This window comes from Anabaena sp. WA102 (assembly GCF_001277295.1).
In the GTDB taxonomy this organism is placed as follows: Bacteria; Cyanobacteriota; Cyanobacteriia; order Cyanobacteriales; family Nostocaceae; genus Dolichospermum; species Dolichospermum heterosporum.
The window spans coordinates 1,188,886-1,201,488 of record NZ_CP011456.1 but is presented as its reverse complement, the minus strand read 5'-3'; the positions used below and the strand labels follow the sequence as shown (position 1 = coordinate 1,201,488).

Genomic DNA, 12,603 nt, shown 5'->3' with positions numbered 1-12,603 from the left:
TAAAACGGATTTAGTCAAAAAATCTTGAAAACGTCTACAGCGGGATCATTGCTATTGTAGAAATTGTCCCAGATCATGAGCTAACGAAGACAATAAACCTAGCCAAGTTATGATATTTGTTTAGTTCTGTGTTTTTGCAGCAAAATAACTGAGGATGAATCTCAACAGTGAAAATTTCTAGGTTGTGAGGAGTGACTTAGACAAGACAGCACCAAAAACTTTAGGGTTTACAAAAGTGTGGAACTTGTTTAAATCAGAGAAGCACGTTAATCTTGCGTAAGTGTCTCTGGTGAATGTGATCTTGATGTATGGTTTAATGTGATATCAATCATGGATTAATATCCAAACTTAAAAATCAAGATTCAGTTAAACGCTAGTGATCATTAGGAGGTCGTCTTTGAAACGAGCATTGAAAAAAAGAGATAAGGCTGTGTTGAACAATACCCCCAGCGGCGATGATGCCCCGGTAGAGCAAACAAATTATGAGATCAATCCCAAAATGACTCGCCGGGCGCGGACTCATCGGGCAGCCATGATTGGCTTGGCAATATCCATGGGGGCAACCAGCCTTTTGGTGACTCGACAAAGCGATCAAGCCCAAGCAGCGGCTCCTGTTGGCAGTCAAAAAGCAGCTTCAACAAATCCATTTGTTGCTGAGACTGAGATGAAATTTGCCGCCACTAAACTGGAAGCCCCAACCGTCTCACCCACAGGTGAGTTAGGCAATCCAGTGATATTGGAACCAACAGTAGTCTCACAAGTACCTGGGCTTGAAGCTAAATGGCAAATTGCAACCAACAGCACAGCCGTCGAAGGCACTGCATCCAACGTAATTTCCCCAGCCAAATCAGTTGACAGAAATTCTGTCCACTCACAATTAGCGCCGGGAGTAAGCTATAGCCCAATTCAGGCGACATTACCAACAAATAACCAACAGCCTGAGACAGCATCAAAGTTGTCTACAGTGGAAGAGGTTACTGGCAGTACCCAAAATTTGTCAGCAGGCGAGTTAGCCGGCGGTAATGTTGATGCCCAATTAAAAGCACAGCAGGAATTTGCCCTGAATCGCTTACAGAAAAAATCAATCCGCTTAAGAAATAGTTTGGCAGACTTACGGTCTGAACAAACTCAAGATTTATTAAAAACTGGTATTCAAGAAGCACAGCCAACCACTGTAGCTAATAGATCCGTACCAGAACAATCGGAGAACTTGACTGATTTCCAACAATCCGATCTGATTTCTCGGTTGAAACAGAACAAAGAAACAAGTGCGACGATACAGCAAATACCTGTTCCTGCATCAGCCTCAACAAAAGTTGTTGCACAATTGTCTGCTTCAACATATCAAGTGAAGCCCGGAGACACCTTAGCGGAAATTGCTAACAGTTATGGTACTTCAGTTTCTGAGCTAGTTAGAACTAACAACCTGAGTGATCCTAATCAACTGCAAATTAATCAAAGGTTAATTATTCCTGCCGACAAGATATTAGAAGCCTCCAGCCAGGTAGATAATTCTTCTTTAAATAACCCTAGTTTTAACCCTAGATCATTTGTTGCCAACAATACCAGTGTAACAATTCCTGCCCCAAAAATAAATGAGCAGGTAGAAGGGATTGAAACTCCGGCTACCAATAGTGTGGCTATCCCAGTCCCAGTGGTGACACAAGAGCAAGAACAGACTAATTATCCTACTATTGCTAACCGAATAAATGTTCCTGCACCAATAGTCCCAGATAGCCAAGGGCAGCCGACTATTCCTATTGTTATTCCCAAAGCCTTACCTACTCCCAGTAACTCTTACGGCTTAGGCGGTGATGCTCCATTACCAAGAGCTTTTTCCCAAAAGCAGGGTTCACAAAAACCCGTGCAAAAGGTATCTAAAGCCAAAGGTAATGAACGTATCCGTAGCTTGCAAGCAGAAATTGAGAGATTGCGTTATAAATACCGCGCTCAACAATCTGGTGTAGCTGTTACAGCCCCTGAAAACAATATTCAGTCTGTACCTGTTGCTATTGAATCATCTAATAACTTCACAGTATCTCAAGCGAATGCCATCCAGATTGCCGTACCTCAAGCAATATTGCCCAGCTACAGCAATCAACCGCTTAAGACTCTGGTAACAGCATCCGCTCCCACCAACGAGCCAATTAACCCAGAATTTCTGCCTAGCAAAACTGGCGCTAGATGGAATTCTCCCCCCAAATCATCTGGCATTAAGTTAACAGTACCTCCTGCTCGTACTAGTGCCTCTGACTCTTTAGGAAAATTGCGAGGAACTTCTGTTTCTCCCGCTTTACCACCTATAGCCGCAGTGGATATCCACTTGCCTCAGACCACTGAAGACAATCCCAGTTTCCCAGCTAATTCTTCCACCACAGGCTACATTTGGCCTGCTAAGGGAGTTCTGACATCTGGTTATGGCTGGCGCTGGGGAAGAATGCACAGGGGGATTGATATTGCTAACTCAACCGGCACACCTATTTATGCTTCATCTGCTGGTGTAGTGGAGAAAGCTGGCTGGAACAGCGGTGGTTACGGTAACGTTGTGGATATCCGTCATGATGATGGTAGCCTGACTCGCTATGGACATAACAGCCGAATTTTGGTGCAATCTGGTCAAAGAGTGCAACAAGGTCAGCCAATCGCGGCTATGGGTAGCACCGGTTTCAGCACTGGACCTCATAGTCACTTTGAAGTTCATCCATCTGGCAAGGGTGCTGTTAACCCTATCGCTTTCTTACCCAATCGCATTTAATTCTCGCTGGTTGGGGATTTAGTGATTTTTTGGTTAATCGAGGGAGGTGAACTCCCTCTCTTTATTTTGAAAGTAAAAATCTGGAAATTGATAGTTGTCAAATGCAAATTGGTGTGCTATCTTAAGATAAGTTGATAAAACAACGTGGCTCAGTAGCTCAGTTGGTTAGAGTACGGGACTCATAAGCCTGGGGTCGTCAGTTCAAATCTGACCTGAGCCATTTTTAAAACATTACTATATCAGGGTTTCAGCTCCTAGTCATAAAAAGTTCTAGAGGGCTGAATATTTGTGTTTACACCCTTTTGACTATTTTTTGACTATGCTCTGCAAACCTAAAATAGTCAAGGATAGTCAGTGAAAATTGGAATTGAAACCCTTGAAGGTCGTCTTAGATTAAGATTTCCTAGAGCTTTGTTTGCTGGTAATCAGAAATACTTGTCTTTGAATCTAGCTGACAGTGTTGAGAATAGACTTGTTGCAGAGATGAAAGCAAGGCAGATAGAGCTAGATATCATAGCTGGCTATTTTGACCCTACTCTGGCTAAATACAAACCTGACTATCAGGCTGCTAAAAAGGAAAAAACATCCACTTTACTAGACTTATGGTGTGAGTATGTTCAGTTTAAGAGTAATCAAGTGGAACAGTCTACTGTTATCAGGGATTACTCACTAATAGAGAAAAGAATTAAAGCACTACCTACTGGCGACATTAAAGATGCAATCCTCATTAGGAATCATTTACTAAGTAATTATTCTGCTGAAACAGCCAAGCGTACCCTTAAACAGCTTAATGCTTGCTGTAATTGGGCTATTACATCTAAGCTAATAGAAATCAATCCCTTCAAAGATTTAGCTAAAACTATTAAAACCAAAAGGAAAAATAATACTATTCTTACTTTTAGTCAAGAAGAGATAGCTATTATTATTGATGCTTTTGCTAGTAATAAGTATTGCCCTAAATACTCTCCCTTGGCACATTCTTACTACACTAATTATGTCAGGCTTTTATTTTGTACTGGGTGCAGACCTGAAGAAGCTGTAGCCTTGAAATGGAAACATATTAGTTCAACACATATCACATTTGCTGAGGCTGTACCTTCTGATGTCAGGATAAGGAAAGACACAAAAACTCACCAAATTAGATTGTTTCCTATCAATAGTCAACTGAGAGAACTTTTGAATGATATTGGGTATGAAGAAGCTGAGAAATTACTTTTCTATAATCGCAATGGTAGAGAGCTAAATACTCATAACTTTCTCAATAGAGTATGGAAACCAGTATTAACTAATTTAGTCAATGATAAGTTGATTAGATATTATTTACCTCAATATAACTGTCGTCACACTTTTATCACTCTATGTTTGGAGGCAGGTATTAGTGTTAAACAAGTTGCTGATATGGTGGGTAATTCTCCTGAAGTAATCTACAAGCATTATTCAGGAGTAATCAAACAACTTGAAGTTCCAGAAATATTTTACAAATAAATTATTACTGGCTTATACACTACTTGTTTTCTTTTTCTCCTTTGCTATTTCTTTCTCAATTTTCTTACTTAGTTTCTGAATTTCTGAATCAAACTTTTTTTGCATTTCAGGTAATTCTTTAAGGATGGCTTCTAAAACTTCTACCTTTTGACCTTCTTGCTCCTCTGCAAATACTTTTTGTATTGCAGTATTCCAACCAGTTATCAAGTCTGGTAGGGTTGAAAATACTATGTTAATTTCATTTTTGATTGGTATTGGCATTGTTGAATACCTAAATAATAAAGGTTAATTATTTCCATTATAGAACTAAAAACTTAATTGGAATAACCTGATTTAAGTAATTTAAAAAAATCACCATGACTGACTCAATAGATATAACTCAGTTGATTTTAGAGAAACATCCTAATGCAGATAAATCAATTTTAAATAGGTTGAGATTATTAATTGAAAAGCATAACCTTAAATGGATTATCTTTGAAGAAGAAGTAACTTTTGTTATGAAACATATTTGTGAAGCTAAGGGGGTAGAATTAAATGACTTTGCCAAAAACTATGTTATTGGTAGGGAGTATTATCTTCATGGAAAGGTTACTAAATTAGAGGGGAAAAGTCTAAAAATCTTTAAAGATAGCTTTAATAAAAAGTATGGAAGATATTTTCATAAAGTTAGAAGTTTATGGGTGGCTAATTATTTAGGAGCTTATATTTATCTGGACGATTGTTGCTTAGATAATCCTAAAATGTATTTTGTAGAAGTTGACATTGAGCGAGAGTACAGAGCTAGGTTTGGTGGAAGTAGGCAGCAGAAATTAAGAAAAGGTAGAGTTGATATAGTTAATGGAGATGAGATAATAGAATTTAAAAAAGATATTATAGACTGTAATGCGGTAGGACAATTACTAAGATACCTGAAGAGTTGTAATAAAATTAAAGGTAAATTAGTGGCTCTACAGATTCATTCAGATGCGTTAGGTTTAATAGCAACATTAAATAATTCAGGTTTTGATATTAGTTATGAAAAAGTTATTTTATATCTTGATAAAAGCAACTGAATAAAATATAAATGTCTCTCAAATACTGAGTATATGTCTGTATATATATTTCAGTAATTATTCTGTAAGGAATGGGCTACTAAAAAGTTATTCTGAAATAGGAGTCTTGAAATTAAATACTAAGTGAATGGCAGATAATAATGCAGGTGGAATAATTGGGACTATTCTTGCTCTTGTGATAATGGGAAGTTTTAAGTCTTGCATGAGAGGGATGTATAGCCCTAATAATAATACATTCCATCCTCCATCTAGTTTTGATGAACAGCGTGAAGCAGACCGACAGTATGACAGAAGGAGGGGAGTTACACCATCTTATTAGTAGCAGATATCTCTATCGGCAAATATGGTAAATGGTGACTTGATGAGCAGCTAATTTAGTAGTTGACTCATCAAGTTTTTTGATGTGAATGGGGGCTGAGGGTTTAAGATTCTGCTATTTCTTTAATTTTCTGCATTAAGTCTTGCTTGGTGCTAATTTCCTCCCTTGAAATTACCTCTATTCTGTATGCAACATACAAATCTTCAAAAGCTTCTTCAAGCGTGTTTTTTACAGAATCAAGTTTACTTACAAATTGTTGATCATCATCATTATGTACAGTAAAATTCTCACCATAAGGCATTGAATTTAAAGCCCCATCTACTGATAAGTAGGAGCTATATAATTTTTTGATTGCTTCTTTTCTTGCTTCTTGAGCCTTCATAATTACACACTTGGTTGATTGATTACAGTGGGATTGTATACCATTAGCTATTCAGTTTAGGTGATAGTGTTCACTATAGTGCGATCGCTCCCTATTGAGAACTCTAATGGTAAATGGTGAATTGATAAGTCAGCTAATCTAATAGTTGATTTATCAGGGTTTCTTGATATGAGAGGGGTAATTAAAGTAAACTAGGTATGTCTAAGTTTAATTCTCCACTTATATACATATTAATTACATCTAAATTAGGTGCATATAAGTTATCAGCATCTTCAAAAATCGTGATGGTTGCCCCATCAACCATAGCTATATTTTCTAGCTGACAAGCAATAGACCTTTGAGTATCCAGTAAGAATTGACGTAGCTCTGTTTGTTCTCCAGATAATATATTTCCAGTCATTAAAATGTCGGTTTCTCTTAACTGATTAAAGGCATTTAATAATTTACCAGCAGCCTTTCTTCTCAGATCCATAGCAGTTAGATTTTTATCTTCCACAATCTCATTATCAGTCATAATCCACACCTGGTTAAGTACCTAAACACAATAAAGCATCCTATACATCAGGTATGTGATTCAGGTCACTGTGATGCGATCGCTCTACTAATGATTACTATAGGTTCATGGGTAGGAGGGTTTCATTCTTGCAAGGTAAGGGATGAAACCTAGAGGTACGGAAAACCCTACTGGGTGGTATTAGTGTATTAAAAATAAAATGATGGCTGTAGTGTAGCCATATCTAAAAATTATGTCAGTACCCCCATCTAAGATCATTAAAACTTACACAACTGGTGAAACAGTTGAGGAAGAACTTGCTCCTGATGAGAAATTTGAGAAAACTGTAGAGGCTATTGAGGAAGTAACCACAACTAGCAAAACAGGGGTAGTAGAGGTGACTTTAAAATTGGAATCTGCCCCAGTTAAGAAACATTAATATTAAATGATTAATTTAATGAGTTAGTTAATATTGTAGCTAACTCATTAAATTCTCTTAATATGAAAGGGGTAATGTTAGTTAACTTGTTGATATTACTCTAGGGATGTTTTTATAAATTCATAAAGTTTATTCCAATCAATTGCATCATCAGATTCAGTACCCTCATACTCCTTAATCTTAACTCCATTAGCTCTAGCTAAAAGGTCTATATTCTGGTAGTGAGTACCTAACTTCTCTTGCATACCAAGGAGGAGTTTATATAAAACCTCTTGAGTATGATCTTTTTTATCTCCTTCCAATACCTTCCCAATAACGGTACTAATCTCACTTAGTATCTTATAACCCTCAATTACTTGATTAATGGTTTCTGTTCTTTTTTCCTGCATAATCCACACCTGCTTAAGTACCTAACCACCATATAGCACCTTATACCCTAGCTTTGTGATTAAGGTCACTTTGATGCGATCGCTCTATTGATAGTTGGTATAGGGTATTAGAGGGGGCTTTTACTATCTAAGTAAAGTGAATTATCTATAGTTGCATATAACACTTGCAGTATCCCAAGTAGGAGCATGCGAGGTGTGTTGGAATGGCTGGAAGCTATACAGTGCAATGGATACAGAGTATTATTTTTACTATTATGACATACCTATGGTATAGTAGACTTTACTTTCTCTTATCCTGTATTCCCTTTCTACTACTTTCCCTTTATTCCTTCCTTGTCTACCTTATTCCTAACCTTTATCCTTACTATCTATATCCATACCTGACTATAAAATTTTGTCTAACTATGCTTTAGTTAACTTAAGTAGGTTTTATTGGGTTAATACCCATAACTACTTTGTAGAGGTTCTATTATCTTCCACTAAATAAGGTTATACTATCTCAGTGAGTTAGAGTAGTTTTATTAACTAAATGTTAGCGTGCGAGGTGTGTTTTTAGCCTGAAAGCCTTACTGTATATAAGTTATAGTATATCCATTAACATACCTATGGTAGTTTACTATGTATCCTAATCCTTTATCACTATCCCATCCTTACCTTCCTTTCTTACATACCTCTTTCTACTTATCTACTCCCTATTCTAGCTAACCTTCCCCTAACTATAAAATTTTGGTGTCTCAACACCTTCAGTTAACATATATGCTAACTTCTACAAGGGAATGTAAGATAGCTATTGTATATAGTTAATTATATATATTCTCTCAAAAGAAGAGGGGGGTGAGCGAAGCGAACCCCTTACAGTTTACTATTGTTATTACTTTCCTGAATTATTACCAACCTAGCAATCAGTTAACTCATCCCCATATATAGCAAAGGAGGCACTAATTAACTTAGCCTCTCCTTTGGATTACCCTCTAGGTATTAGATGAATGATTTCTCTTCTAGAACTGCATATCTCAAACCTGATCTTTCTACAGCTAGATCAACTGCCTGCTGGGGGATAGCACCAATGGTTACTAAACCATCATGTTGGTTGTTCATTGTCTGGAACCCATACACAGGACCCAAAGCAGTGAGGTGATGTATAAAGCCAGCTTCAGCCCCCTGTAGGAAGAATGCACTCAGCTTTCTCTTAAGAGTGTTTACATTAGTCCACTCACCCTTGGCATCCTTATAATGGGTAAGCTCAAAGCCAATACCTGTTCGATTAACTACTTTATGTATTCCTCGTGGGTAAATAGAGTGCTTCACAATGTATCGTTTAATCAACCACTCCTGCCAGTTATCAATAGATACCTTTAGAGGTTTAACTACTGCGTAGAACTTTTGGTAGTAACTCAAAGCTAACTCAGGGTTCCCATTTGCCTCCTGATAGAAACAATTAAACAAGGCTCTAGAAGGGGCAGCATCAGTTTCAATCAACTCACCATTTACTTTCTTAACAGCCTTTACAGGAGCAAAGTCTTTTACAGTAACCTTTTCAATCATGAAAGCTCCCATGACTAGAGCTAGAAAGCACTCTTTCCATCTATCCTTACTGACACCCACCCTATCAGCAAATACCTGTTTATCTTGCTCTAAGTAGTTAGTTAACCAAGTGGTGTCAATCTTATCCTTCCACTGAGCATCATCATTACAATCCTCAAACTGCTGAATCAGACCCCATACCTGACTAGACTTTAAATCATAGTTCTTTAGATTAGGTACTCCACTAAAGCCAGCTTGCTTCATAGCTCGACTACAGTTTTGCATACCTACACCTGCTTCTGTTACTCTGCCACTCATCTGTGGACCATTAGGACTGAATATAACTCTGTAATCTACAAAATCACCATGCTCATTAACTGTATTGGCTAGTATCTGTTGATAAGCACAGTTATCAATTGCTAAGGCTTTGCGATCTTTGTCAGTTCCACTACCAAAGATACTGTCTGCTGCACTAACTAACTTATCCATGTGATCCCTGATAGCCTTTAAATTAACTGTACAGGTTTCAATAAGCTCTAGAGCGTTAAGTATCACGTCAGGGTAATTGTGACCAGATATATTCTTAGGGTATCTAGGTTCCTTGTGTCTGTTAATTACTTTACCAGTCATCAGGTCATAATATTTAGAAGACTTGGCTTCTACCAGTGTCTTAATGCCTGAATCCAGTAACATCACCAACGCAGATTCATGGATGCGGAACTCTCTAGATAAGCCATCTTTCTTTGAGTAGGTTTGGCTAACAATAGTACCATCTACAAGTTGAAAAGTACCCAGATGCTTAACCTCAATTAGCTCCTGTTCAATCATCTTATCAATGGCTAACTTAACTCTCTGAGTCCATTGCTCCTGCATCAACTTGAAGCTAACAGGAACCCAACCATCTTCCCCTTTTGAGAGACTCATTAAGGTAGAGGAATACACATGAACAAAGAATTGATAGTCAGCTTGGGAGTAATCTTTAAGTAAGTTGTCTAGGAGGACTTTAGTGGACTCTGGACTTCTGTAACGTTTGATGATATATCCGTTTGTCATATTCAGTTTTTTCTATTCAGTTGTTTATTGAGTTTGGTGAGAAAGGGAGCAGCTAAAGGAAACTAACCTTTACTTTTCATCTTCTAGATATCTTAGCTCCACTTCAATAATATTATCATGATCTATAGTATTTGTAAATAGCTAAATGTGTACTTTATGGGCAGCATGAGAATTATTGTAATAATTTATTTATATCAATTAAATTAACGCATTCTTCCAAAAGAGAACCTCATATTTACGCCCACCTTTTATAACTATCCTTTTGGTAATCTTTAAACATCAGGAAACAGACACCTGATACCAACAATTAACAAAGGATTATATTATGTCAAATGATTTGAGTATAGCTAAAGTTGTAATACTAACAGGATTGGGGATTGTGGGGATAGCCACAGCTAACCCAGCTATAGTAGGGGCAGCCACAATAGGACTTAACCTAGAGATAGTAAACAATATAAATAAGGCTAAAGATAAGGATAAGTAAGTTTAGTTAAATAATATTAGAAACCTCCAACTGGGGGTTTTTTAATGTCAACTATTACTAAAATTATGCCCACATAATGCAACTACTATTGTTGTATATTATTAAGTATGAGGAAACAAACAAAACTTATTAAATACCCTCCTTATAAATTAAAGATTATGAATAACATTACAAGCACTGAATCCTTAAAGACCTCTATTTTTAACGCTACTCCAAATGCTGACCTAACTGCAATTGAAGAATTATGTTTATTGACAAGAAAGCATAACTTAAAGTGGGTTGCTAGAAAAGATGGTACAGATGCTTATTACATTATGAGTCAACTGTCTGAATCTAAAGGTTTAGACTCCAAAGATTATGTTAATCACTGGGCTAATAAAGCTAATTTGACGAGTAACTTTAAAGGTGAACCGTCAGAACCTTTATCAGGAAAGAGTTTGTTACTAAAAGGTGACGAGTTAGCTAGATTTAAGACCTCTTATGAAGAAATTTATGGGGAATCCCTTGGGCGTATTAACTCACTTTGGGTTGGCAATTGGCAACATTCTTATTCTTATTTGGTTCAGGGGCGTACACAGGTAGCTAAAGACTTTCAAAACTTAGGTTCTAAATCAATTGAAAAATTAGTTTTACAAGATATTCAACCTATCAGAATTGATGAGAATACTTTACAGAAACAAATCATTGAATTAGCTTCTTACAGTAACATTAATTTTAAGTTTGAGGTTGGGGTCAAGAATACATTTTATACTCCAGATGAAGCTAGTCACAGACGTTGGGATTGGATCGAAAGATTACCTAAAGTTACCAAGATTTATGAGTTAAAATCCCACACTCTAACTGAGCAAGATGTAAGAGTTACTATATTTGATAAACACTATGTTGAGCTTGCTTTTGAAAGATATCCTGGTAAACCAATTGAAATTATATTCTGTAGTCCTAAAGGTATTTCCTGGGAAGCTAAGACTCTAATTAAAGAGTTGATGAATAATCAAGAGGGATATGTTAATTTACTTGGAGTTAAAGTAAAGATTACTTTTATGGACTTACAAAACATTGCTCAAAGATTAGTAACAAACTTTATTGAAAGTTCCCCTATGGAATCCTGGTTCTGGTTACTCAATAAGTTGAGAACTGAAGACCTCCAATATGTAGTTTCTCCCCGCACAGTAGCTAAATTAAATGACCAAATAACTGAGGGGTACAGAACAGGTAAATTAATTAAAAAGTCTAATGTAGTTCAGTTAAGACCTTATGGAGAAGTAGCAGCTTAATTCAAGAAATTCTTCTAAAAATAATCCGTTAATCCTCCTACTTAGAGGAGGATTTTTATTAGCTTAATATCATATTTACCTACTAAATACTATTAACATTTGTGTATATTTATTATATAATAGGAATAGGGAAAGATTAAGCATGGACACACTTAATAAAGCCTTCCAACTCTATTTACAAGGATACTCTCTGAGAAATTTATCTAAAAGATTTAATATACCTAAATCTACTTTATCTTATCAGTTTAAAAAGGCTTTTGGTTTAGACTACACCAATTTGAGAAATAGTTATGGGGCGATACAAGTAATCAAAGAATATATCCATAACCCTGATATTTCTACTAAGGATAAGCATGATATTAAAAGGTGGTTGAGTAATAATCTTTCTACTATTTTGGAATCTGAGACTGCTAATATTAAAACCCCACTCTATTCTGATAGATACTTAGATAGATTAACCTTTAAAGAATGTTCTCACCGTAGTAAAGATTGGAAGCAATTGTTTGAAGTTATCCTCAAGGCTTAATTTCTAAATATATTTACTAATTATTATTTTTTGGATTATAAATAAATGACTACTTTAGCTACTTCCTATATTGATTTTTATGATTTGGATGAAGTTATGAGACTCTTCTTTCAAGGTTTACTGGATGATATTGATTTATATATGTCCAACCTTTACAAAGATTTAACAGAACTACATCCTGATAACTCATTATTTGGTCAGATTTGTGCTGATGAACTTACTAAATGTATTTGGGGTTTGACTAACAGGGAGAGGGCTGCTATAGATTACCACTACAACAAGTCTGAAAAGTCCAGAATTATTCTGACAAATATCTATCTAAATGAAGGTTGTAGTTCCTCTTTTGAGAGTTTTGTTGAGATTGCTTTCATTGAGGCTATGGAATATTTATCTTTTGAGATATTGCAGATTCTATAACTTTGGACAAA

General features: G+C 36.3%; 13 protein-coding genes and 1 tRNA gene. 9 read left to right on the top strand and 5 right to left on the bottom strand.

Going from position 1 to position 12,603, the window contains the following annotated elements; translation table 11 throughout:
- Positions 1–397 precede the first annotated feature (397 nt).
- The 3 genes from AA650_RS04980 (at position 398) to AA650_RS04970 (ending at position 4,240) form a co-directional block, all read left to right on the top strand.
- Entirely contained in the window at positions 398–2,755 is a 2,358-nt protein-coding gene (locus AA650_RS04980; RefSeq protein ID WP_053538213.1) for a peptidoglycan DD-metalloendopeptidase family protein, read from the top strand.
- A 146-nt stretch (positions 2,756–2,901) separates the two neighbouring features.
- Positions 2,902–2,975: transfer RNA gene (locus AA650_RS04975), tRNA-Met, on the top strand.
- 134 nt (positions 2,976–3,109) lie between these two features.
- Complete coding sequence (locus AA650_RS04970) at positions 3,110–4,240, top strand: tyrosine-type recombinase/integrase (RefSeq protein WP_053538212.1); 1,131 nt, start codon at positions 3,110–3,112, stop codon at positions 4,238–4,240.
- 12 nt (positions 4,241–4,252) lie between these two features.
- Here the strand turns inward: AA650_RS04970 and AA650_RS04965 are convergent, their stop codons facing one another.
- Complete coding sequence (locus AA650_RS04965; protein WP_053538211.1) at positions 4,253–4,501, bottom strand: hypothetical protein; 249 nt, start codon at positions 4,499–4,501, stop codon at positions 4,253–4,255.
- Between the two features lie 95 nt (positions 4,502–4,596).
- Between AA650_RS04965 and AA650_RS04960 the strand changes: the two genes are divergently transcribed.
- Positions 4,597–5,292, top strand: a complete 696-nt coding sequence (locus AA650_RS04960; protein WP_053538210.1) for a hypothetical protein — start codon at positions 4,597–4,599, stop codon at positions 5,290–5,292.
- Between the two features lie 422 nt (positions 5,293–5,714).
- Here the strand turns inward: AA650_RS04960 and AA650_RS04950 are convergent, their stop codons facing one another.
- The gene (locus AA650_RS04950; protein ID WP_053538208.1) at positions 5,715–5,993 is read right to left on the bottom strand and encodes a hypothetical protein; all 279 of its coding nucleotides are present in this window, start codon (positions 5,991–5,993) and stop codon (positions 5,715–5,717) included.
- 181 nt (positions 5,994–6,174) lie between these two features.
- Positions 6,175–6,507 (bottom strand): hypothetical protein, encoded by a 333-nt coding sequence (locus AA650_RS04945; RefSeq protein WP_053538207.1) that lies wholly within the window; start codon positions 6,505–6,507, stop codon positions 6,175–6,177.
- Between the two features lie 232 nt (positions 6,508–6,739).
- Here AA650_RS04945 and AA650_RS04940 point away from each other — a divergent pair, with 232 nt between their 5' ends.
- Complete coding sequence (locus tag AA650_RS04940) at positions 6,740–6,925, top strand: hypothetical protein (protein WP_053538206.1); 186 nt, start codon at positions 6,740–6,742, stop codon at positions 6,923–6,925.
- A 95-nt stretch (positions 6,926–7,020) separates the two neighbouring features.
- Here AA650_RS04940 and AA650_RS04935 read toward each other — a convergent pair whose 3' ends face one another.
- Both AA650_RS04935 and AA650_RS04930 read right to left on the bottom strand, forming a co-directional pair.
- Complete coding sequence (locus AA650_RS04935; RefSeq protein WP_053538205.1) at positions 7,021–7,314, bottom strand: hypothetical protein; 294 nt, start codon at positions 7,312–7,314, stop codon at positions 7,021–7,023.
- A 978-nt stretch (positions 7,315–8,292) separates the two neighbouring features.
- Positions 8,293–9,891, bottom strand: a complete 1,599-nt coding sequence (locus tag AA650_RS04930; protein ID WP_053538204.1) for a hypothetical protein — start codon at positions 9,889–9,891, stop codon at positions 8,293–8,295.
- A 325-nt stretch (positions 9,892–10,216) separates the two neighbouring features.
- Between AA650_RS04930 and AA650_RS27610 the strand changes: the two genes are divergently transcribed.
- The 4 genes from AA650_RS27610 to AA650_RS04915 all read left to right on the top strand — a co-directional run bounded on the left by AA650_RS27610 (position 10,217) and on the right by AA650_RS04915 (position 12,592).
- Entirely contained in the window at positions 10,217–10,375 is a 159-nt protein-coding gene (locus AA650_RS27610) for a hypothetical protein (RefSeq protein WP_199924383.1), read from the top strand.
- Positions 10,376–10,482: 107 nt separating this feature from the next.
- Positions 10,483–11,649: a hypothetical protein gene (locus AA650_RS04925; RefSeq protein WP_199924382.1), complete on the top strand. Its 1,167-nt coding sequence runs from the start codon at positions 10,483–10,485 to the stop codon at positions 11,647–11,649.
- A 142-nt stretch (positions 11,650–11,791) separates the two neighbouring features.
- A complete protein-coding gene (locus AA650_RS04920) occupies positions 11,792–12,175 on the top strand; it encodes a helix-turn-helix domain-containing protein (RefSeq protein WP_053538202.1) in 384 nt (127 codons plus the stop codon).
- Positions 12,176–12,220: 45 nt separating this feature from the next.
- Entirely contained in the window at positions 12,221–12,592 is a 372-nt protein-coding gene (locus AA650_RS04915; RefSeq protein WP_053538201.1) for a hypothetical protein, read from the top strand.
- The last annotated feature ends 11 nt before the right edge of the window (positions 12,593–12,603 follow it).

Bases quoted from the DNA above. Each gene is read 5' to 3' on its own strand.
- AA650_RS04920 (WP_053538202.1), top strand. From the start codon at position 11,792: ATGGACACACTTAATAAAGCCTTCCAACTCTATTTACAAGGATACTCT.
- AA650_RS04965 (WP_053538211.1), bottom strand. From the start codon at position 4,501: ATGCCAATACCAATCAAAAATGAAATTAACATAGTATTTTCAACCCTA.
- AA650_RS27610 (WP_199924383.1), top strand. From the start codon at position 10,217: ATGTCAAATGATTTGAGTATAGCTAAAGTTGTAATACTAACAGGATTG.
- AA650_RS04915 (WP_053538201.1), top strand. From the start codon at position 12,221: ATGACTACTTTAGCTACTTCCTATATTGATTTTTATGATTTGGATGAA.
- AA650_RS04950 (WP_053538208.1), bottom strand. From the start codon at position 5,993: ATGAAGGCTCAAGAAGCAAGAAAAGAAGCAATCAAAAAATTATATAGC.
- AA650_RS04960 (WP_053538210.1), top strand. From the start codon at position 4,597: ATGACTGACTCAATAGATATAACTCAGTTGATTTTAGAGAAACATCCT.
- AA650_RS04945 (WP_053538207.1), bottom strand. From the start codon at position 6,507: ATGACTGATAATGAGATTGTGGAAGATAAAAATCTAACTGCTATGGAT.
- AA650_RS04930 (WP_053538204.1), bottom strand. From the start codon at position 9,891: ATGACAAACGGATATATCATCAAACGTTACAGAAGTCCAGAGTCCACT.
- AA650_RS04940 (WP_053538206.1), top strand. From the start codon at position 6,740: ATGTCAGTACCCCCATCTAAGATCATTAAAACTTACACAACTGGTGAA.
- AA650_RS04925 (WP_199924382.1), top strand. From the start codon at position 10,483: ATGAGGAAACAAACAAAACTTATTAAATACCCTCCTTATAAATTAAAG.
- AA650_RS04935 (WP_053538205.1), bottom strand. From the start codon at position 7,314: ATGCAGGAAAAAAGAACAGAAACCATTAATCAAGTAATTGAGGGTTAT.